Origin of the sequence: Ancylobacter koreensis (assembly GCF_023016525.1) — a bacterium.
GTDB lineage: Bacteria > Pseudomonadota > Alphaproteobacteria > Rhizobiales > Xanthobacteraceae > Ancylobacter > Ancylobacter koreensis.
The window spans coordinates 84109-104936 of sequence record NZ_JALKCG010000001.1; the positions used below are offsets into that span (position 1 = coordinate 84109).

The 20828-nt window shown below is 68.3% G+C and carries 22 protein-coding genes; 10 read left to right on the top strand and 12 right to left on the bottom strand.

The annotated features are described in order from the left end of the window. The first annotated feature begins 49 nt into the window (after window positions 1-49). Window positions 50-1492 (top strand): NAD-dependent succinate-semialdehyde dehydrogenase, encoded by a 1443-nt coding sequence (locus MWN33_RS00375; protein ID WP_247198098.1) that lies wholly within the window; start codon window positions 50-52, stop codon window positions 1490-1492. Window positions 1493-1518: 26 nt separating this feature from the next. Here MWN33_RS00375 and MWN33_RS00380 read toward each other — a convergent pair whose 3' ends face one another. Together MWN33_RS00380 and MWN33_RS00385 are read right to left on the bottom strand one after the other, a co-directional pair. Next, a complete protein-coding gene (locus tag MWN33_RS00380) occupies window positions 1519-1743 on the bottom strand; it encodes a hypothetical protein (protein ID WP_247198099.1) in 225 nt (74 codons plus the stop codon). A 71-nt stretch (window positions 1744-1814) separates the two neighbouring features. Beyond that, window positions 1815-2456, bottom strand: coding sequence for a TetR/AcrR family transcriptional regulator (locus tag MWN33_RS00385; RefSeq protein WP_247198100.1), 642 nt, complete (start codon window positions 2454-2456; stop codon window positions 1815-1817). 136 nt (window positions 2457-2592) lie between these two features. On the opposite strand from MWN33_RS00385, the gene MWN33_RS00390 reads away from it, so the two are divergent. The 6 genes from MWN33_RS00390 to MWN33_RS00415 all read left to right on the top strand — a co-directional run bounded on the left by MWN33_RS00390 (window position 2593) and on the right by MWN33_RS00415 (window position 7732). Beyond that, a complete protein-coding gene (locus MWN33_RS00390; protein WP_247198101.1) occupies window positions 2593-3672 on the top strand; it encodes a putative urea ABC transporter substrate-binding protein in 1080 nt (359 codons plus the stop codon). 120 nt (window positions 3673-3792) lie between these two features. Continuing rightward, on the top strand, window positions 3793-4611 hold the full coding sequence (locus MWN33_RS00395; protein ID WP_247198102.1) for an ABC transporter permease: 819 nt from the start codon (window positions 3793-3795) through the stop codon (window positions 4609-4611). Beyond that, window positions 4612-5448: an ABC transporter ATP-binding protein gene (locus MWN33_RS00400; protein ID WP_247198103.1), complete on the top strand. Its 837-nt coding sequence runs from the start codon at window positions 4612-4614 to the stop codon at window positions 5446-5448. Window positions 5449-5453: 5 nt separating this feature from the next. Next, the gene (locus tag MWN33_RS00405) at window positions 5454-6767 is read left to right on the top strand and encodes an NtaA/DmoA family FMN-dependent monooxygenase (protein WP_247198104.1); all 1314 of its coding nucleotides are present in this window, start codon (window positions 5454-5456) and stop codon (window positions 6765-6767) included. A gap of 73 nt (window positions 6768-6840) precedes the next feature. Then, the gene (locus MWN33_RS00410; RefSeq protein ID WP_425531947.1) at window positions 6841-7380 is read left to right on the top strand and encodes a flavin reductase; all 540 of its coding nucleotides are present in this window, start codon (window positions 6841-6843) and stop codon (window positions 7378-7380) included. Between the two features lie 139 nt (window positions 7381-7519). Continuing rightward, on the top strand, window positions 7520-7732 hold the full coding sequence (locus tag MWN33_RS00415) for a hypothetical protein (protein ID WP_247198105.1): 213 nt from the start codon (window positions 7520-7522) through the stop codon (window positions 7730-7732). 30 nt (window positions 7733-7762) lie between these two features. On the opposite strand, the gene uraD is transcribed toward MWN33_RS00415, so the two are convergent. The 7 genes from uraD to MWN33_RS00450 all read right to left on the bottom strand — a co-directional run bounded on the left by uraD (window position 7763) and on the right by MWN33_RS00450 (window position 15619). Further along, entirely contained in the window at window positions 7763-8650 is an 888-nt protein-coding gene (gene uraD / locus MWN33_RS00420) for a 2-oxo-4-hydroxy-4-carboxy-5-ureidoimidazoline decarboxylase (protein ID WP_247198106.1), read from the bottom strand. Window positions 8651-8658: 8 nt separating this feature from the next. Beyond that, window positions 8659-10011 carry a guanine deaminase gene (guaD, locus tag MWN33_RS00425; RefSeq protein WP_247198107.1) on the bottom strand — a complete coding sequence of 451 codons (1353 nt, stop codon included), beginning with the start codon at window positions 10009-10011 and terminating at the stop codon, window positions 8659-8661. Next, window positions 10008-12734: a molybdopterin-dependent oxidoreductase gene (locus MWN33_RS00430; protein WP_247198108.1), complete on the bottom strand. Its 2727-nt coding sequence runs from the start codon at window positions 12732-12734 to the stop codon at window positions 10008-10010. Before MWN33_RS00430 ends, guaD begins: the two co-directional genes overlap by 4 nt. Next, window positions 12731-13552 carry an FAD binding domain-containing protein gene (locus MWN33_RS00435; RefSeq protein ID WP_247198109.1) on the bottom strand — a complete coding sequence of 274 codons (822 nt, stop codon included), beginning with the start codon at window positions 13550-13552 and terminating at the stop codon, window positions 12731-12733. Before MWN33_RS00435 ends, MWN33_RS00430 begins: the two co-directional genes overlap by 4 nt. A gap of 48 nt (window positions 13553-13600) precedes the next feature. Next, on the bottom strand, window positions 13601-14440 hold the full coding sequence (gene pucL / locus MWN33_RS00440) for a factor-independent urate hydroxylase (RefSeq protein WP_247198110.1): 840 nt from the start codon (window positions 14438-14440) through the stop codon (window positions 13601-13603). Window positions 14441-14561: 121 nt separating this feature from the next. Beyond that, window positions 14562-15131 (bottom strand): TetR/AcrR family transcriptional regulator, encoded by a 570-nt coding sequence (locus tag MWN33_RS00445; protein ID WP_247198111.1) that lies wholly within the window; start codon window positions 15129-15131, stop codon window positions 14562-14564. Next, entirely contained in the window at window positions 15131-15619 is a 489-nt protein-coding gene (locus MWN33_RS00450) for an HPP family protein (protein ID WP_247198112.1), read from the bottom strand. Before MWN33_RS00450 ends, MWN33_RS00445 begins: the two co-directional genes overlap by 1 nt. A gap of 140 nt (window positions 15620-15759) precedes the next feature. Here MWN33_RS00450 and MWN33_RS00455 point away from each other — a divergent pair, with 140 nt between their 5' ends. The 3 genes from MWN33_RS00455 to MWN33_RS00465 all read left to right on the top strand — a co-directional run bounded on the left by MWN33_RS00455 (window position 15760) and on the right by MWN33_RS00465 (window position 18153). Continuing rightward, entirely contained in the window at window positions 15760-16548 is a 789-nt protein-coding gene (locus MWN33_RS00455) for an SDR family oxidoreductase (RefSeq protein ID WP_247198113.1), read from the top strand. A gap of 80 nt (window positions 16549-16628) precedes the next feature. Beyond that, a complete protein-coding gene (locus tag MWN33_RS00460) occupies window positions 16629-17273 on the top strand; it encodes a TenA family protein (protein ID WP_247198114.1) in 645 nt (214 codons plus the stop codon). Window positions 17274-17688: 415 nt separating this feature from the next. Beyond that, window positions 17689-18153: a Ros/MucR family transcriptional regulator gene (locus MWN33_RS00465; RefSeq protein ID WP_247198115.1), complete on the top strand. Its 465-nt coding sequence runs from the start codon at window positions 17689-17691 to the stop codon at window positions 18151-18153. A 143-nt stretch (window positions 18154-18296) separates the two neighbouring features. Here MWN33_RS00465 and MWN33_RS00470 read toward each other — a convergent pair whose 3' ends face one another. The 3 genes from MWN33_RS00470 to MWN33_RS00480 all read right to left on the bottom strand — a co-directional run bounded on the left by MWN33_RS00470 (window position 18297) and on the right by MWN33_RS00480 (window position 20672). Next, window positions 18297-19043 (bottom strand): glutamine amidotransferase, encoded by a 747-nt coding sequence (locus tag MWN33_RS00470; protein ID WP_247198116.1) that lies wholly within the window; start codon window positions 19041-19043, stop codon window positions 18297-18299. Window positions 19044-19177: 134 nt separating this feature from the next. Continuing rightward, on the bottom strand, window positions 19178-19639 hold the full coding sequence (locus tag MWN33_RS00475) for a tellurite resistance TerB family protein (RefSeq protein WP_247198117.1): 462 nt from the start codon (window positions 19637-19639) through the stop codon (window positions 19178-19180). A 307-nt stretch (window positions 19640-19946) separates the two neighbouring features. After that, window positions 19947-20672, bottom strand: coding sequence for a GntR family transcriptional regulator (locus MWN33_RS00480; protein ID WP_247198118.1), 726 nt, complete (start codon window positions 20670-20672; stop codon window positions 19947-19949). Window positions 20673-20828: the final 156 nt, after the last annotated feature.

A 20828-nucleotide genomic window follows, 5' to 3' on the forward strand; every position in this document is an offset into this window, starting at 1 on the left:
AACCCGGTGCCGGTCATGAGGGTCCGCGCCGGGCGTGGCGGAGGCAGAGATGAGCTGGACCGACTTCAGGCGCGAGGCGAATTTCATCGGCGGCGAATGGCAGGCTGCCGATAGCGGCGGCACCATCGACGTGACCAACCCCGCCACGGGCGAGGTCATCGGCACGGTGCCTAACGCCGGCGCCACCGAGACCCGTCGCGCCATCGCGGCAGCCGACGCGGCGTTCGAGAGCTTCTCGCACACCACCGCCGACGAGCGCGCCAGGATGCTGCGCCGCCTGCACGCCGCGATCATGGACAACCAGCGCGCGCTCGCCGAGCTGCTGACCATCGAGCAGGGCAAGCCGCTGGCCGAATCCATGGGCGAGGTCGGCGCCAGCGCCGCCTATGTGCTGTGGTTCTCGGAGGAGGCCCGGCGCGCCTATGGCGATGTCATCCCCTCGCCGTGGGGCGAGCGGCGCATTCTGGTGACGAAGCAGCCGGTCGGCGTGATCGCCGCCATCACGCCGTGGAACTTCCCCTCGTCCATGCTGGCGCGCAAGATCGGCCCGGCGCTGGCGACGGGCTGCACCTCGGTGGTGAAGCCGGCGACGCAGACCCCGTATTCGGGCCTTGCCTGGGGCGTGCTGTGCGAGCAGGTCGGCTATCCCGCCGGCGTCGTCAACATCCTCACCGGCTCGGCCTCGGCGATCGGCGGCGAGCTGACCGCCAACCCGACCGTGCGCAAGATCACCTTCACCGGCTCGACGCCCATCGGCAAGATCCTGATCAAGCAGGCCGCCGAGACGGTGAAGCGCGTCTCGATGGAGCTGGGCGGCAATGCGCCCTTCCTCGTCTTCGACGACGCCGATCTCGACAAGGCGGTGGAAGGCGCCATTGCCTCCAAATACCGCAATTCCGGCCAGACCTGCGTCTGCGCCAACCGCTTCTACGCCCAGGCCGGCATCTACGACGCCTTCGTCGAGAAGCTCGCTGCCGCCTCGGCGAAGCTGAAGGTCGGCCCCGGCCTTGAGGACGGCGTGGTGCAGGGCCCGCTGATCGACGACAAGGCGGTCGCCAAGACCGAGGGCTTCATCGCCGACGCCCTCGCCAAGGGCGGCAAGGTCGTCACCGGCGGCGGGCGCCACGCGCTGGGCGGCCAGTTCTTCCAGCCCACCGTCATCGCCGGCGCGACGCCCGAGATGAACTTCGCCCGCGAGGAGATTTTCGGCCCCGTCGCCCCGGTGTTCCGCTTCGAGACCGAGTCGGAAGCGATCAAGCTCGCCAACGACACCGAGTTCGGCCTCGCCTGCTATTTCTATACGCGCGACCTCGCGCGCGCCTTCCGCGTCTCGGAGGCGCTGCGCTACGGTCAGGTCGGCATCAATGCCGGCGTCATCACCACGGAAGTGGCGCCGTTCGGCGGGGTGAAGGAATCCGGCATCGGCCGTGAGGGCTCGAAATACGGCATCGACGAGTATCTCGACCTGAAATACGTCTGCATCGGCCTGTAAGGGCGGATGCGATGAGACCCGACGCGTCAGCGCCGGGTCATCAGGGTCCGATATTCCTGGGTGAGGCTCTCGATCTCGCCGGATGCGAACGGCCAGTCGCCCACTACCACCCCCTGGCGGATCTCATTGGCCAGAACCGGCCAGAACCGGTCCACCAATGCAGGAATCTCGCGCTCGGCGATGCCCAGCGCGCGCAGGTCGAGCGCGCAGATCCGCCGGGCGGTCTCTTCTGTTTGACGCATGATCGCCATCTAGCATGGAACCGGACGGACATGCGTACACTAGTGCACACAAAAATGCGCATTGGTGCACAGAAGGCGCGCTAGCCTGCCGCCCCTCGCATCGCCGCGGGCCTCGCACCCGCACCCAGCGTGGCGCGCACGAAATCGGCGAGGTCGGCGATATCGGCGACGATGCGCTCGTCGCCGCGGCTCGCCGACGCATAGAAGATGCCGTCGAGCATCAGGCCGATGCGGCGCGCCGTGCGCGGGATGTCGACCGGGGGAAAGCGGCCGCTCTCCACCCCGCGCCGCAGCGCGCTTTCCAGCAGCGTCTTCTCGCGGCCGTAGAAGCCGGCGATCAGCCCGTCGAGCTCCTCGTCACGCAGCGAGGAACTCGCATAGTCCGACATAAGCTTGACCATCAGCGCCAGCGTCGGGGCCAGTTCCATATGGATGTCGAGCCAGGCGAGTATGTCGGCGAGCGGTTCGGTATCGACCGGCCGGCGTGCCTCATAGCCCGCCATCAGCTGCTCGATGGCGTGCCCGAGCGCGCTGCGCACCAGATCGTCCTTGTTGGCGAAGTAGTGGTAGAGCAGCCCGACATTGATGTCGCAGACCAGCGCGATGTCGCGCACCGTGACCACGGAGAAATGCCGCTCGGCGAACAGCCGCAACGCTTCTTCGAGGATCATGCCCCGCCGTTCGGCGGGGTGCAGGCGCTTGCGCGCAGGCCGGGCAGTCATGCGTTTCCTCCGTAATTGTACGGAATTTTTTGCCTTGCTCATATGCTATGCGTGCCCATTTGTTGGGCTTGCAGACGATATTAAGTCACCGTTTAATAGCCCGGTCCAGCCATTTCAGCGACCGGAGCCACTCCTCATGATGCGTGTTATCAGGGCTGCAGCCGTTACACTCGGCCTAGCCGCCGCCGCCTTCGCGGCCGTGCCGGGGGCGCAGGCCGCCCCCAAGAAGAGTTTCAAGGTCGCCTACACCGTCTATATCGGCTTCATGCCGTTCGCCTATCTCAAGTCGTCCGGCATCATGAAGAAGTGGGCCGACAAGTACGGCATCGATGTCGAGATCATCCAGGCGAACGACTATGTCGGCTCGATCAACCAGTTCATCGCCGGCGAGATCGATGCGGTGGGCGTCGCCTCCATGGACGGCCTCACCATGCCGGCCGCCGGCGGCGTCGACACCTCGATCTTCCTGATCACCGACTATTCCAACGGCAACGACATCGTCGTCTCCAAGACCGCCAAGACGGTGAAGGAGCTCGCCGGCCAGGATGTCTACCTGCTCCAGTATTCGGTCTCGCACTATCTGCTGAACCGCGCGCTGCAGCAGGCCGGCATCGACGACCCGACCGCCGCCAAGGCCGTGAACATCTCCGACGCCGAGATTTCCGCCGCCTTCGTCTCGCAGCCCGACATGAAGCACGCCGTGTCGTGGAAGCCGCTGACCGAGGACATGCTCAAGGTCTCCGGCACCACCAACCTGTTCGATTCGTCGAAGATCCCCGGCGAGATCATGGACGTATTCATCGGCAACACGCAGACGCTGAAGGACAATCCCGACTTCGCCAAGGCCGTCGTCGGCGCCTGGTACGAGGCGCTCGGCATTCTCAAGGACGGCGGCCCGAAGGGCGAGGAGATGCGCGCGGTGATGACCAGCGCCATGGGCACGGATACGGGCGGCCTTCAGGCGCAGCTCGACACCACCCACTTCTTCTACACCCCGGCCGAGGCGTCGAGCTTCCTGCTCTCGCCGGAGAACGAGAAGATCTGGAACAGCATCCGCACCTTCTGCTTCCAGCAGGGCCTGTTCGGCCAGGGCGCCACCAGTGTGGATTCGATCGGCATCGAGGTCGCCGACGGGACTGTGCTCGGCGACAAGGCCAACATCAAGCTGAGGGTCAACGCGACCTTCACCAAGGATGCGGCGGACGGCAAGCTCTGAGCCTGCGGGCTCGGACTTCCTCCGCTGCCGGAGGCGGCACGCCGCTCTTAGCGCCCCCCGCAAGGCGTGCCGCCCTCCCCCACCGACCCGCATCACCGGAACGACGCCCAGGGAACCCCCATGCGCCGAATGATCAATTACGCGCCCCGCCCGGGCGTCCGGCTGATCCTTGCCGCCCTGCCCTTCGTGCTGATGATCGCCGCCTATATGCTGGCCTCGAATGCGCGCCTCGCGGTCGAGCCGGCCGACAAGCTGATGCCGAGCTTCGCCAGCTTCTGGGCGACGATCCTGCGCATGGCGACCACGATCGACGTCGCCACCAAGCAGTATCTGCTGTGGTGGGATACGTGGCTCAGCCTGTGGCGGCTCTTCGTCGGTCTCGGCATCTCTGCCCTGCTCGGCCTCGTGCTCGGCATCGTGGTCGGCTTCATCCCGTATCTGCGCTCGACCTTCGAGCCCTTCTTCGCGGCCTTCTCGCTGATCCCGCCGCTTGCCGTGCTGCCGATCCTGTTCATCCTGTTCGGCCTCGGCGAAGCCTCCAAGATCGTGCTCATCGTCTTCGGCATCGCGCCCTTCATCATCCGCGACGTGATGCTGCGCGTCGCCGCCATTCCGACCGAGCAGATCGTCAAGGCGCAGACGCTCGGCGCCTCGACCTGGCAGATGATCACCGGCGTGGTGCTGCCGCAGGTCATGCCGCGCCTGATCGACTCCGTGCGCCTCTCGCTCGGCGCCGCCTGGCTGTTCGTCATCGCGGCGGAGGCGATCACCGCCGAGGGCGGGCTCGGCTACCGCATCTTCCTCGTCCGGCGCTATCTCGCGATGGACGTGATCCTGCCCTATGTCGCCTGGATCACCCTGCTGGCCTTCCTCATGGATTACGCGCTGCGCCGCATCGGTGCCGCCGCCTATCCCTGGGACAAGATCAAGGCGGCCTGAATGACCACGATCGTTTTCGAGAATGTCTGGAAGGAATATGATGACCGGGTCGTGCTGGAGCGCGTCAATCTCGCGCTCGACGACCACGAATTCCTCGTCATCATCGGCCCCTCGGGCGTCGGCAAGACGACGCTGCTGCGCATGCTGCTCTCGCAGGAGCTGCCGACGCGCGGGCGCATACTGATCGACGGCGAGCCCATCGCCGCCGAGCCGACCGCCGACCGCGGCGTCGTCTTCCAGCGCTACTCGGTGTTCCCGCACAAGACCGTGCTGGGCAACGTCATGATGGGTCCGCAATGGGCCGGCGCGCCCGTTCTCGGCCGCTTCTTCGGCGCCCGCCGCCGCGCGCTGGAAGAGCGGGCCATGGCGCTGCTCACCCGTGTGGGCCTCGCAGAGCATGCGGAAAAATACCCCGCGCAGCTTTCCGGCGGCATGCAGCAGCGTCTCGCCCTGGCGCAGGCGCTGATCATGAAGCCCAAGGTGCTGCTGCTCGACGAGCCCTTCGGCGCGCTCGATCCCGGCACGCGCAAATCCATGCACGAGCTGGTCGGCGAGCTGTGGGAGGAGAACCGCATGACCATCGTCATGGTCACGCACGATCTGCCCGAGGCCTTCCTGCTCGGCACCCGCGTGATCGCGGTCGACAAGCCGCGCAAGGACCCGCAGGCGCCCGAACGCTTCGGCGCCACCATCGTCTCCGACTTCGAGGCCAAGTGCCGCAGCGTGCGCGAATCGCGGGTCTTCGAAGCCGAGCGCGAGAAGGCGCGCCTCGCCCTCATCGGCGGACATTCCGTACCCGTGGACGCCTCGCCCGTCCCGGCCCTAATGAAGGACTGACAGACATGGCCGACAACCGCTTCCATCTCGCCTGGTTCATGAACTTCACCCCCGACGAGTGGCGTGAACCCTTCGGGCAGGGCGGCTATCCCTGGGACGGCCAGTTCTACATCGAGATGGCCCAGAGCCTGGAGCGCGCCTGCTTCGATCTGATCATGATCGAGGACAAGCTGATGGTACCGGAGACCTACGGCAAGTCGCGCGACCTCTCGCTCAAGCACGCCATGATGGTGCCGAAGGCAGACCCGGCCCCGCTCGCGGTCGCCATGGGCATGGCCACCCGCCACCTCGGCGTCGTCGCCACCATGTCGACCATGGCCTACCCGCCCTTCATGCTGGCGCGCCTTTCCTCCACCATCGACAGCCTCACCAAGGGCCGCTTCGGCTGGAACGTCGTCACGTCCGCCGAGGACCTGATGGCGAAGAATTTCGGCATGGACAGGCTGCCTCCGCGCGAGGACCGCTACGCCATGGCCGACGAATACATGGAGGTCGTCGGCAAGCTGTTCGAGAGTTGGGAGCCGGACGCGGTGGTGCTCGACCGCGAGAACGGCATCTATGCCGACGGCTCCAAGGTCCACACGGTCGACCACAAGGGCCGCTTTTACCAGGTGCGCGGGCCGCTCAACACCGTGCCCTCGCCCCAGCGCCGCCCGGTCTACCTCCAGGCCGGCGCCTCGCCGCGCGGACGCGATTTCGCCGCCCAGCACGCCGACGCCATCGTCTCGGTGGCCAACGGCGTGGAGGGCATGAAGGAGTTCCGCGCCGACATCCGCGCGCGCGCCGAGAAGATTGGCCGCAACCCGGACGACATCAAGGTGTTCTTCTGCATCACGCCGAGCCTTGGCGAGACCGAGGCGGCGGCGCGCGCCCGCTACGAGCAGGTCACCCTGTCGGACAATTTCGTCACCGACGTGCTGATCTCGATTTCCGCCATCACCGAGATCGACTTCGCGCAGTACGACCTCGACAAGCCGCTGCCGGAGAAGCTCGTCACCAATGGCGAATCCGGCACGCTCGACAAGTTCCAGCAATGGGGCTCGGGCAAGACGCTGCGGCAGCTCGCGGCCGATGGCGGCGGCGGGCTCGTCTCCTCGCTGGAGCTGATCGGCACCCCGGCGCAGGTGGCCGAGAAGATGGGCGCGGCGATGGCCGAGGTCGGTGGCGACGGTTTCCTCATCACCACCCCGGTGCTGCGCGTCTCGCGCCGCTACATCACCGAGATCGTCGACGGGCTGGTGCCAGAGCTGCAGCGCCGGGGCCTCACCCGCACCGAGTACAAGCACCAGCTTCTGCGCGACAATCTGCGCGAATTCTGATCCGCGAAGGAGGGCGCGGGACAACCCGCGCCCTTCGCTTTGCCGGCTACCGGCAGATGCGAGGGAGACGAAGATGGGCCAATGCATGCCCGCCGGGGAGACCCCGGCCACGATTGCCCCGCCGGTCACGCGGCAGCAGTTCCGCGACGCCATGGCGTGCCTCGGCGCGGCGGTGAACATCGTCACCACCGACGGGCCCGCGGGACGCCACGGCTTCACCGCCTCGGCCGTGTGTTCCGTCACCGACAGCCCGCCGACGCTGCTGGTCTGCCTCAACAAGAGCTCCTCGGCGGCGAGCGCGGTGCACGCCAACGGGGTGATCTGCGTCAACACGCTCGCCGCCGGCCATGAGGAACTCTCCAACCTGTTTGGCGGCCGCACCCCGCCGGAAGAGCGGTTCGCGCGCGGGCAATGGTGCGCCTCCGCCACCGGCGCGCCCATGCTGGCCGGCGCCGTGGTCGCCTTCGACTGCAAAATCGTGAGGACCGTCGAGGTCGGCACGCACGACGTGCTGTTCTGCGAGGTGGTCGGCCTCGCCGAAGGCGGCGCGCGCGAAGGCCTGATCTATTTCAGCCGCCGCTATCATACCCTTCCCGGCGCGCCGGAGGCCTGACCCCTCCACGGCGCGCGGCGCGTCCTTCAACAGCCGGTGATAGGCCAGAACGGTCGCAGGGATGTGAGCGCCGCCGCCGCGCGAAAGGTGGATGCTCCCCCGAACAGCGCTGCGGCGCCCCGTTCGAGGCATGACGACCATGAAGACGAACCGTTTCATCGCACGGGCCGGCGCCGCTCTCGCCGTCGCGCCGCTCCTCATCGTCGCCGCGCAAGCGCAGAACCAGCCGCGCTCGCCCTTTCCATGGGAGCAGCGGCAGAAGCTGCCGAACCAGCCGAACAACGCCGCCGCCACCAATGGCGACGCCGCCATCCGCTGGCAGTCGCTGATCAATTCCTACGCCCATCGCTGACGCGCCACCCATCGCCGAGCGGCGACGCGCTCAGCTCCCGCGATAGGTGGAATAGCTCCACGGCGTGACGGCGAGTGGCACATGGTAGTGCCCTTCCGGTTCGGCGATGCCGAAGCGGATCGGCACCGTGTCAAGAAAGGGCCGCTCCGGCAGGTCGAGCCCCCGCGTGGCGAAATAGGCGCCAATGCCGAATTCCAGCTCATATCGGCCGACGCGCAGCGGCACGCCCGCGATCAGCGGCGTATCGGTGCGACCATCGGCATTGGTTACGGTCCGGCACAGCAGCGCCCGCCCCGAGGCGCCGACCTCGTAAAGCGCAATGCCCACACCGGCCGCGGGACGGCCGGCGTGGGTGTCCAGCACATGGGTCGACAGCCGCCCGGCCACCGCCGGCAGGCCGGGGCCTTCCACCCGCTCCACCAGCCGCAGCCGGGTGATGTGGCCGATCTCGGCCAGCGCGGCGGCCAGTTCACCCGCCCGGTCGTTGCCCAGCCGGCGCTCGAAGGCATCGAGAATGGCGTCGCGCGTCTGCCGCCGCACGCAGATCACGAAGGGAAATCCGAAGCGCGCGCGGTAGGCGGCGTTCAGCTTTTCGAAGCGGGCATATTCCTCCTCGGACAGCCGGTCGAGCCCGAGGCCCGCCTGCTCGGAGACGGAGGCCGCCGTCATCGCCCCGGCCCGCGCCGCCTTGCCGGCGAGATCGGGATGGGCGGCGACGAAGGCCGCCTGCTCCGCCTCGCCGCGCACCCGCAGCGCCTCCATCATCGCCGCATGCAGCGCGCTCACCGTCGCGAAGGGGCGTCTGTCGAAAGCGTACTCCGCCGCCCAGGGCGCGTGCTCGAAAATATCGCCCAGCGCGGCGACGAAGCCGGCTTTGTCCCGCCCGTTGAGCTCGTCGAGGCTGATGCGTTCGGACACGGGACACCTCAGGAGGAAGCAGGGAGGAAGGGATCGCCGGGCCGCGCGCGGTCGTAGACGCAGGCGCCGGCGGCATAGGTGGCGCGCACGGCGCGGTCGTCGCCGAGCGTCATCAGCATGAACAGCAGTTCCTCGATGGAGGCGCAATAGCCGGCGCGGAATGCCATCAGCGGCGTCGCCTGCGGGTCGAGCACGCAGATGTCGGCCTCGTGGCCCGGCGCCAGCCGGCCGAGCGTGCCTTCCAGCCCGAGCGCCCGCGCCCCGCCGAGAGTGGCGAGATAGAAGCCCTGCACCGCGTCGAGCTTGTGGCCGGTGAGCGCCGCCACTTTGTAGGCCTCGTTCAGCGACTGGAGCTGCGAGAGCGAAGTGCCTCCGCCCACATCGGTGCCGAGGCCGACCCTCACCGGGCGGCGCGGGTCCACCGCGTCGAACAGGCGGAACAGCCCGCTGCCGAGAAAGAGGTTCGAGGTCGGGCAATGCGCCAGCCCCGCCCCGCTCTGGTGGCAGGTGCAGAAATCGCCCTCATGCATGTGCACCGCATGGCCGAACATGGAGCGCGGCCCAACGAGGCCGGCATGGGCGTAGACATCGAGATAGGAGGCGCGGGCGGGAAACAGCTCGCGCACCCATGCCACCTCGCCGGGGTTCTCGCACAGATGCGTCTGCAGGAAGAGCCCGTCGCGCGTCTTCAGCAGCGCGCCGGCGGCGTCGAGCTGCGCCTCGGTCGAGGTCGGCGCGAAGCGCGGCGTCACGCAATAGAGCTGGCGCCCGCGCCCGTGCCAGCGCTCGATCAGCGCGACACTCTCGTCATAGCCGCGCTGGGCGGTGTCGAGCAGCGCCGCCGGGGCGTTGCGGTCCATCAGCACCTTGCCGGCGATCATGCGGGTGTTGAACCGCTCGGACTCGGCGAAAAAGGCGTCCACCGAATGGGGATGCACGGTGCAGTAGACCATCGCCGTCGTGGTGCCGGCGCGCAGCAGCTCGCGCAGGAACAGCCGTGCCACGCGCGCGGCATGGCCGGCATCGGCAAAGCTCATCTCGGCGGGGAATGTATAGGTGTCGAGCCATTCCAGCAGTTGCGCGCCATAGGCGCCGATCATCTGGAGCTGGGGGAAGTGCACATGCGCGTCGATGAAGCCCGGCACGAGGAGATGGTCGGGATAGTGATGCACCTCGGCACCGGCCGGCACAGCATCCTTCAGCTCGGCATAGGGGCCGAAGGCGCGGATGATGCCATCCTCGATCACCACCAGCGCGTCCTCGTGCGTCACGAGGCACGCGCGCGAGGGCTGCTCGAACGGGTTGTCGACGAGCGTCGCCGCCGGCCCGCGCAGCGCCCGCATCCCGCTCCCCGCGCTCATTCCGCCGCATCCCTGGCAAGTTGGTCGGGCAGCAGCGCGTAGAGCTCGTCGGCCATGAAGGGCGTGCGGCGCAGGCGCACGCCGGTGGCGTCGAAGATAGCATTGGCGAGCGCCGCCGCCACCGGGTTGTAAGGGCTCTCGCTCATCGACTTGGCGCCGAGCGGCCCCACGCTGTCATGGGTCGCCGCAAAGAAGACCACCGTGCGCGGTACGTCGGCAAAGGCCGGAATGTGGTAGCCGCGAAAGCTTGGATTCGAGACCGCCCCCTGTTCGTCCATGATGAGCCGCTCATAAAGCGCTGCGCCGATGGCCTGCGCCACGCCGCCTTCCACCTGCCCCCGGCACTGCATGGGATTGATGACGGTGCCGGCATCCGCCCCGTGGACCGAGCGCAGGATACGGATCTCGCCATAGCGCCGGTGCACCGCCACCTCGAAGCCCTGCACGTTGAAGGCGACCGAGCGCGGCGAGCCGTCGGCATCGCCCGTCGCCTCCAGCGGCGCGAGGTCGGCGAGCGCGACCCGGCCGGAACCGGCAACCACGGAATCAGCTTCGATCCGGCACGCCTCGGGCAAGACGTCGAGCCGCACGGCGGCGGCCATACGGATCGCCCCCGCCAGCGCCTCGGCCGCCCGGCGGGTCGCTTCGCCCGCCACCACCGTTCCGGTCGAGCCATAGGCGCCGGTATCGTGCGCGACATGGGCGGTGTCGGACTGGCGCATGTCGATCTGGTCGACGCGGGCGCCCAGCAGCGTGGCGGCGATCTGCACGTGCACGGTCGTCGTGCCATTGCCGAATTCCGCCGTGCCGGTGCGCAGTTCGTAACGTCCCTGCGGCGTGAGCGTCAGCCGCGTCTGCGCGACATGGCCGCGCGGGGGAATGGTGTCGATCATCGCCGCCGCCACACCGCGCCCGACCAGCCAGTCGTCGGAGAGGTTCACCGGCGCCGGCCGGGCCAGCGCGGCTTCCACCGCATCAAGGCATTGGTCGAGCCCGTAGCTGCCCATCTCGACGTCGTGCTTCTCCTCCGAAGTGGAGACCATCGTGTCGCCCGGCACGACGACGTTTAGCCGGCGAAATTCAAAGGGATCAATGCCGAGCCTGTGGGCCAGCTCGTCCATGGCGGATTCGACGGCGAAATTGGTCTGGCTCAGGCCATAGCCGCGAAAGGCGCCACTCGGCAGGGAATGGGTGTAGACCGAGTAGCCGTCCACCTTCTTGTTCGGGCAGCGATAGAGCGCGATGCACTCGCCCGAACCGTGGAAGAGCACGCCGCTGGCATGGTTGCCATAGGCGCCGGTGTTCAGCAGCATGCGCATGGAGATGGCGGTCAGCCGCCCTTCGCGCGTGGCGCCGATTTTCAGCGTCACCTTCATCGGGTGGCGGCTGGTCGAGGCGGCAAACTGTTCGGCGCGGGTGAACTCCAGCTTCACCGGACGTCCGGTCTTCATCACCGCCAGCGCGACGATATCCTCGGTCAGCATCTCCTGCTTGCCGCCGAAGCCGCCGCCCACGCGCTCGGCGACGACGCGCACATCCTCGCGCGGCAGGTCGTAGAGCGCGGCCAGCGCGTCGCGGGTGAGGAAGGGCGTCTGCGTCGAGCTCCGGATGTTCAACCGCCCGCCGGCGTCCCTCCAGCCGATGCAGCCATGCGTCTCCAGATGCGCGTGCTGCACGCGCTGGCTCTCATAGGTCGCCTCATGGATCACCTCGGCCTGCGCGAACCCGGCTTCCACGTCGCCGACATGGCCGTGCAGTTCGGCGGCCATGTTGCGCGCGGGGTCGGCGATGCGCGAGGCCTGCGTCTTGTCGCCATGCACCAGCGCCGCGCCGGGTCGCATCGCCGCCTCCGGGTCGAACACCGCCGGCAGAATTTCGTACTCGACACGCAGCGCGTCGCGTCCCGCCTCGGCCGCCGCCTCGCTCACCGCGACCACGGCGGCGACGCGCTGGCCGATGTGGCGCAGCACGGGATCGAGCACGCGAGTGTCGTCGGCATCGTCGGTCGGGTGGTGGTGGCGGGCGGTGGAGAACAGCCGGCGAGGTGCGTCTTCATGGGTCAGCACCGCCACCACGCCGGGAAGGGCGAGCGCCGCCGCCGTATCAATGGAGAGAACGCGCGCATGGGGATGGGGCGAGCGCAGCAGCTTCATGTGCAGCAGTCCGGCGAGTTCGCCCTCCGGCGCCACGTCCATCGTGTAGCGGGCGCGCCCGGTGACAATGCCGGGGCCGGCGGGGGCCGGCAGGCTGCGCCCGGCCGCCGCGCCCGGCCGGTCCGGCTCCACGGCGGCGATGCCCTGGATCGCATCCGCGATGGCGCGGTAGCCGGTGCAGCGGCACAGATTGCCCTTCAGCGCGGCGGGGAGCTCCGCCTTCTGCCCCTGGTCGAGCGTCGCGGCGGTCATCAGCATGCCGGCGGTGCAGAAGCCGCACTGGAAACCCTGCGCGGCGAGAAAGGCCTGCTGGATCGGGTGCAGCCCCTCGCCCGGCACAGTGTCGGCGAGGCCCTCCAGCGTGGTGACGGCGAGCCCCTCGGCGCGGAAGGCGGGCGTCACGCAGCTGTGCACCGCCCGGCCGTCGAGATGCACGGTGCAGGCGCCGCAATCGCCGGCGTCGCACCCCTTCTTCACCCCGAACCAGCCAAGCTCCCGCAGCAGCGTGCGCAGGCACTGGCCGGGCCTCGGCTCGACCTCGTGCGCGCGGCCGTTGACGCTCAGCCTCATGCATCCGCCTCCGCCAGTTCCTCGCGGATCTCCTCGGCCAGCAGACCCGTCATGTGCCGGCGCCAGTCGGGCGCGCCGTGCACGTCGTCGTAATAGAGGTCTTCGGGAATAGCCCCCGCGAGCCGCTCGGCAAGCGCCTGGCGGCCGGGAAGCGCGGGAAAGTCGAGCCGCACCGGATGACGGGTGGAGGCCGTGACGGTGAGCGCGAAGCCCTCCTCGTCCAGCGTGCCGATCAGCAGCACGCCGGAGCGCCCGAGCGGGGTGAGCGAGGCGCGACGGAAGGCGGCCCGGCGCAGGAGCGCGGCGGCGGGCAGCTGGATGGCGCGCAGCACTTCACCCGGCGCCAGCGTCGTCTCGCGCGGGCCGCGCACGAAGTCGATCACCTTCTCGCGCCGCTCGCCGCCCTCCGGCGTCCACACCACGCATTCTCCGTCCAGCGCGGCGCAGAGCGAGATCATCGGGCCGGCGGGAAGCGCGAGGCAGACATTGCCGCCCACCGTCGCCATGCTCCAGATCTTGAACGAGGCGAGGAAGGAGCGGCAGCATTCGGCGATCAGCGAGGCGGCGCGCCAGTGCGCCGGCGGCTCGAAGCTGTAGAGGTTCACAATGGTACAGGTCGCGGCGATGCAGAGCCCCTGCGCGTCCGCCCGCAACGGGTTCCAGCCGAGGCTGGAGAGGTCGATGAGGCGGCGCAGCGCCGGCTGCGGCTCGGAGAACAGCCAGGTGCCGCCGCCGAGCCAGGCGTCGCCCGCCCGCTCCTGCGGAAGCTCCTCGCGGCCGCGCGGCCTCAGCACGGCGGTGACGGCGTTCAGGTCCATGGCGCAGGTCTCATCGGGCGCGAGCGCGGCGCATGATCGGGACCGGCATCAGCCACGCGCAATGGTGCACTCGATCTGGCCATGCGGCTCGTCTGTCGGGGTGAAGACCTGCCCGTCGAAACCGCGCCCGAAAGGCGAGAGGTCGATCGGCAGGTAATGCTTGTTGGGGCAGGCGATGGTGATCTCGGCGATCTCGGGCACCGCCGCCAGCACCGCCTCGCCGATCAGGTAGAGCGTGTTCTGGACGCCGGGGCTGTAGGTGGTAGCGAACACCTTCAGCGCCTCGTCGATCACCGTGGCATTGGCGCCGGCATAGGAGGCGGGCGTCCCCGACCACAGCCAGGAGGCATCCATCGCCGTGGCGAAGAGACGGTCGGGGGTCGGCTTCAGGGTCGTCGCCTCGTCGAACCAGTAATTCTCCCAGCCCGATTCCGTCGTCTTGAGAAAGGTGAAACCGGTGATTCCCGAGACGAGGCGCCGATCCTGCCGGGTGGCTTCGAGCTTCACGAAGGGCTTGCCGTTGCCGTCGAGCACGAAGGAATGGTCGTGGCCGGCGCCGTCGACCTCGATGCGGCGCCATCGGGTCTCGGCGGCGGTGATCTCGACGCCGTCGACATGGGCATAACGGTCGAGAAAATGGCTCGCCAGCAGCCCGACGAAGTCCTCGTTCTCGGCACCCACATGGTCGCGGGCGACGATGTTGACGATGTTCTTGATCGAATCGGTGGCGATCACCTTCGAATTGTCGCCCTCGGTATAGGCAGCATCGAAATCGCCGGTCAGCATCGCCTGCACGGAGAGCTCGCGCACCTCGTGGCGAGCGTTGTCGCGCTTCACCCGCATGATGCGCACGCGGCCCTTGCCGTAGCTGTTGCGAATGAGCGGCATGCGCGAACTCCCCTGTCACCGCCGGTATCATCACCCGGCATGCGAAACCGATGCCAGTCCGAAAGCGGCCGTCGATTACTCTGGCACGGGCGGCACCTGCTTCGGAAGCGGTACGAAGGGCTCAGGCCATAAGGCCGCAGCGAGCGCGCAGGCGGGCCATTTCGCGGCGGAACACGTCCTCGTCGTCGCGCGCCTGCGCCAGCACGATGGCGCCCTGAATGCCGACCAGCACCTCCTCGGCGAGATCGACGGGCGAGCTTGCATGCCCGGCGCGGGCGAGCGCGCCGGCCAGCGCCATCTGCCAGCGCCAGAAATAGCCGTCGATGATCACCGCGAAGCGCCCCCGCGTGTCGCCCAGCGCGAAGGCGCCGATCAGGCAGCTGCGCCGGCCGGAGCGGAAATAGGCGTCGACATTGGTGAACATCGCCGCGAGGCTGGTGCGGGCGCCGTCCGCATCCTCGCCGGCGCGCAGCGGGACATAGATCTCGCGCTCGAACCAGCCGTCGATATCGGCCAGCACCGCCGCCGCCATCTCCTCCTTTCCGCCGGGAAAGAAGTGGTAGAGGCTGCCCTTGCCGAGCCCCGTGCGCGCCGTGATGAGGGCAAGACTCGCGCCCGCAAAGCCGTGCTCACGGAAAATCTCCGCCAGCACGGGCACGATGTCGGCGCGCTCGGCGACCTCGCGCGCCATCAGGGCGCCTTCAGCGGATAGGTCGTGCCGGTGAAACGGTGGAACAGCGCGGCGATGACCACCAGCGCCACGGCGCCGAGCCCCACGGGCATGAGCACGAAGCTCCAGCCGGGATCGGAGGCGAAGACCAGCAGCGGATCGGCGCCGGCCGGCGGATGGGTGACACGCAGCAGCGCCATCAGCGAGATGGCGACGCCCACGGCGATGGCCGCCGCCCACCAGGTGCCCGGCAGTACCAGATGCAGCGCCACCGCCGCCGCCGTCGCCAGAAGATGGCCGCCCACCACATTGGCAGGCTGCGAAAGCGGACTGTTCGGCACCGAGAACAGCAGCACGCTGCTGGCGCCGAAAGGCGCGATGAGCAGCGGCGCGCCGCCATACAGGCTGATCGCGCCGGTGACGCCGATGGCGATCATGGCGCCGATGCCGGCGAGCAGCGCGACATGCGGCTTGTGGGGAGGCTGGTGGCGATGGATATAGTGGCGCATCTGTGTACCGATCGGTCCTGACTGTACCTTTCAGTACACAGAGAGCGCAGGCCTGTCCAGCGTCGGAAGCGGGTGGCGCCGCGCCCCGCGCAGGGCCAGAGTGCCGGGAATCCATGCACCCCCCATCGATCGAGCTTGCGATGACCGACGCTGCCTCATCCCCGCGCCCGCCCTTCCGTCTCGACGGACGGGTCGCCCTTGTCACGGGCGCCGGCCGCGGGCTCGGCTTCGAGATGGCGAAGGCGCTCGCGCTGGCCGGCGCCCGGGTGGCGATTAACGGGCGCGACGCCGCCCGACTGGACGATGCCGCCGCCCGTATCACTGAAGCGGCCCGCCACCCGGTCCGTGCCCTGCCCTTCGACGTCGCGGATATGGCGGCCGGCCGCGAAGCCATTGCCGGCCTCGCCCGCGACGAGGGTCGGCTCGACATTCTCGTCAACAATGTCGGCGCCCGCGACCGCCGCCCGCTCAGCGACTTCACTCCCACCGAGGCCGAACGGCTGATCGCCACCGATCTTCTGGCGCCGATGATGCTGGCGCGCGAGGCCGCCGCGCACATGGCCGCGCACCGGCACGGCCGGCTGATCACCGTCACCTCCATCGCCGGCCATGTCGCCAACCGGCACGACCCGGTCTACACCGCCGCCAAGGCCGGGCTCACCGGGCTGATGCGGGCGCTGGCCGTCGACCATGCGCGCGAGGGCATCACCAGCAACGCCATCGCCCCCGGCATGTTCGCCACCGAGACGAATGAAGGCCTCGTGCGCGACGCGCGCTTCTCCGAATTCGTCGACATCCGCGTGCCGGTCGGGCGCTGGGGCCGCCCGCACGAAATCGGTGCCGCCGCCGTCTTCCTCGCCTCGGACGAGGCCTCCTTCGTCAATGGCCATGTGCTCACCGTCGATGGCGGGCAGACCGTGCGGATGTAGCGACCGGCCCCCGCGAACCATCTCGACGCCCCGCGCCTGCCGCCCTAGAACGTGGCCGACAACAGGCGGGACGGAGATCGATGAGCTTCAGCGAGGAACTGCGCGCGCAGAACGCGGAAAACTGGCGAGCCGCCACTGGCCACCGCTTCGTCGAGGAGATCTTCGCCGGCACGGTGCCGCCGGAGGTGATGCGCCGATACCTGACGCAGGACTACCAGTTCATCGACGGCTTCGTCGCCCTGCTCGGCATGGCCATCGCCACCGCCGACCGCTTCGATTCCCGCATCCGCTTCGCCCAGTTCGCGGCGATGATCACCTCGGACGAGAACACCTATTTCCAGCGCTCCTTCGACGCGCTGGGCGTTCCGGCGGCCGAGCGTCTGCATCCCGTGCTCACCGCACCGACGACGGGATTTCAGGCGCTGATGCGCGACGCCGCCGCCAGCCGCGACTATGCGGCGTGCCTCGCCGTGCTCACCGTCGCCGAATGGATCTATCTCTCCTGGGCCGACCGCCCCGGCGCGGAGCTGCCGCCGGATTTCGTGCATGCGGAATGGATCACGCTGCACAATAATGACGGCTTCCGCGCCTTCGTGGACTGGTTGCGCGGCGAGCTCGACCGGGTCGGCGACGCCATTGACGCCGAATCGCGCACCACCGCCGCCGCCTTTTTCTCGCGCGCCGTTACGCTGGAGCGCGCCTTCTTCGATCACATCTATGTTTGACGCGGCAGAGCCGGCCGATAAGCCCCGCGCCATCTTTAGAATCGCTACAAATTCTGCAAGAGGCGCAGCGGCAACGAATCCGCAAGTTGTTTCTATTTTTGAAACATGTCTTCGGCGGAACCGAGGTTGCGACAAAGCCCTCAAACCTCCGTCGTATCCGCTGAATCCGGGGCGTTCGAGGCGGATTTCGACCTTCCCGAACGACATGGCCGGATCGAGAGGAAAGGTGGCCGACGCCTGATGGCGGGAACGCCGCCGATCTGGCCACGAAAGACACGCATCACATCAGAACAGCGGCACCCAATTACGTGATAACCGCCCCGATTCAGTTATTTTCATCATGCGATGCTTGGCGTTCGTAGTTGACCTTTTCACCGACAGTGATAAATCCCTCGGGATATCAATGGAGAAATAAATGTCAGAGCAGGATGCTTCGTCGGTCGATTATCTCGGCCTCACTGCGGACGTCGTCGCCGCCTTCGTCGGCAACAATTCGGTTCCCGCGACCGAGCTTCCCGATCTGATCGCCAAGGTTCATGGCGCGCTGCTTCGCCTCTCCACTCCGGCTCCCGCCGTGGTCGAGGAAGTGCTGAAGCCCGCCGTTCCCGTGAAGAAGTCGGTGACGCCGGAATATATCATCTGCCTTGAGGACGGCCTGAAGTTCAAGTCGCTCAAGCGTCATCTGCGCACCAAGTACAATCTGACGCCCGAGGAATACCGGGCGAAGTGGGGCCTGCCGAACGATTATCCGATGGTCGCCCCGAGCTATGCCGAGGCGCGCTCTAACCTCGCCAAGAAGATGGGCCTCGGCCAGCAGCGCAAGAAGCCGGCGACGCCTGCCCCGGCCCGCGGCCGTGGCCGCGCCAAGAAGGCCGTCTGAGGCCGCCTGAAACAAGGAAGCCGGGGCGCAACGCGCGGCGCCGGATGGTGTTTTGGGCGAAAGCCCGACGAGAATTGGAAAAGCCGCGCCGGCTCCCCGCCGCGCGGCTTTTTCATTGGCAGTTGCGCGGACGGGCGCGGCTCCTACACCGCCGGCAGCGGACCGCTCGCCAGCCAGTGATCGAGAAAGGCGTCGAGCCAGAGCCGGATACGGCGATCGTGCTGCAGCCGGCCGTAGAAATGTGCCGGGCGGGAGCGCGCGCCGGCCTGGCCAAGCCGGTCGCTGGCCCGCGCGGTCCAGCGATACATCATGCCGAACGTCACTTCCGGATGGAACTGGATGCCGAAGGCCGCCGGACCGTAGCGGAACGCCTGGTTCGGGAAGGTCGGGCCCTCCGCCAGAAGATCGGCGCCGTTGGCAAGCTCGAAGCCTTCGCGGTGCCAATGGTAGACGTGATCCGGCCAGGCCGGGCCAGCCGTGCCGGGGGCGGCCGCAAGCAGCGCCGAGCCGGCGGCGGTAACGCGCACCGGGTAGTAGCCGATCTCCACCAGCCCTTCGGGATGCGGGGCGACCCGGGCGCCGAGATGCCGGGCCAGCATCTGCGCGCCTAGGCAGATGCCCAGATACGGCTTGCCCTCGCGCAGCGGCACCGCCATCCAGTCGATCTCCGCCCGGACATAGTCGTGGCAGTCATTGGCGCTCTGGGGACCGCCGAACACGATGGCCCCGGCATGTCCGGCCAGCGTCGGCGGCAGCGGCTCGCCGAGGCAGGGGCGCCGGATGTCGAGGCGATAGCCGCGTTCGACCAGCAGCCGCCCGACGCGGCCGGGCGAGGAATGCTGCTGATGGAGCACGATCAGCACGGGGAGCGGAGCTGCAGCGCAAGTCATATCGGGGCGAGGCACGAGCGGGGCGAAGGAGGGGCGATTCGAGGCGCGTTCAGAATATCGGCAAGCAAGGATGGCGCCATCTGGGCAACGCCGGCACGACAGCCGCGCCGGGAGCCGAAACAGGCCGGCGCCGCTCAGTCCTCGGCGTCGTCGCGCACACGCTTGCGGATCTGCACGCGGTCACGCGAGGAGATATTGAGCAGTTCGGCCGCCCGCCAGACCAGATTGTCCTCGAACTCGGTCAGCCCGCCATCGGCATAGGCGACCTCGAACATCATCTCGACCACGCGCTTGCGGCCTTCCTCGTCCATCGCGCGGTTGAGCACGCTGGTGAAGGCATAGAGATCGACCGCCTCGGCGTCGCGGGCGATCGCGGCTTCCAGCAGCCGCTCGGCATCGGCCTCGGGCAGGTCGAACTGGGCGGCGAGAATGCTGCGCAGCCTGCCCATCTCGTCGGCACCGATCACCCCGTCGATGGTCACGACATGCACAAGCAGCGCCGCCGCCGCCAGCCGGTAGTCGTTCTCCGCGAAGGCGATGGATTCGCGCCCGCCGCCGGCGATCTCGGCGATGAAATCGGTCAACGAGCGCAGCATGCCGGCGGGCTCCCCTGCGGCGTGGCGGAACGGCTGGAATGTGTGAGGGGGCCCGGCGTCCGGCCCTTGAATCGTGCGTAACGTAATCGCTGCCGGCGCGCAACGGCCGACCTCTCGCGCACGATAAAGCGTGCGGACGCGGTGCAGCAACGCCACACCCGGTCCACGCGACCGGCCGGAACGCCACAAGCGCGGGCAGGTCCTGCGACCGGCCCGCGCCTGCCAAAAAAGAGCCCGGCGGGGTCGAGGAACCCGCCGGGAAGAGGTTGGGGAAGTTCGTTCGGCGCCGCCGGATGCCCCGGCGCCGCTATTCCAGATAGTCGGCGAAGCGCGACACGTGGTCGGCGAGGCCGAGCGCATGGTTGCGCACCAGCACCTCGGCGGCGCCGGTATCGCGCGCCTCCAGTGCCTGGATGATGGCGAGGTGGTCCTGGATCGAGCGGTCCGCCCGGTCCTCCTCGCCGATCGTCTTGCGGCGGATCATGCGCATATGGGTGAACAGGTTCTCCGCCAGATTGACGAGGATGCCGTTGCCGCCCATCGCGATGATGGTCTGGTGGAACTGGATGTTGATCTCGGAATATTCATCCAGCTTGGCGTGCGGCGTGCCTTCGTCGAAGGAGGCGAACATCCGGCGAAGCTGGCTGATCTCCTCGTCGCTGGCGTGCAGGGTGATCAGGCGTGCGGCGAGGCTTTCCAGCGCCGCCCACACCTGGATCATCTCGATCACCTCGCGCTTGGTCTTGCGCACCACATAGATGCCGCGGCGCGGCACCGAGTGGACGAAGCCCTCGCGTTCGAGCTGCGCCATCGCCTCGCGGACCGGCGTGCGGCTGACGCCGAGGCTCTGGGCGAGCTGGCGCTCGTCGAGCCGGACCTCGCTGGCCTGGTCGTAGATGTTGAGCGAGACGATGACCTCCTTCAGCGCGGCATAGGCGCGGTTCTTGAAGGTGGACGTGTCCTCGAGCGGCGCGACGGAGAGCTTCGCGGCGCCCCCATTGACCCGGCGGATCGTGCTTTCGACGCTCATCATGATGCTTCCGTCCCGCGCCCGGCTGCGGGCGTCGGCCCGCCGCATCGGGAATGAAGCCTGTTATCGGCATAGATCATTGGCGTTGCCTCCCGTCCCCCGAAACACCGGCGCGCGTCCCGCTGCGGCGGCCACCTTCTCTGGCGTGGCTCGTCCGGC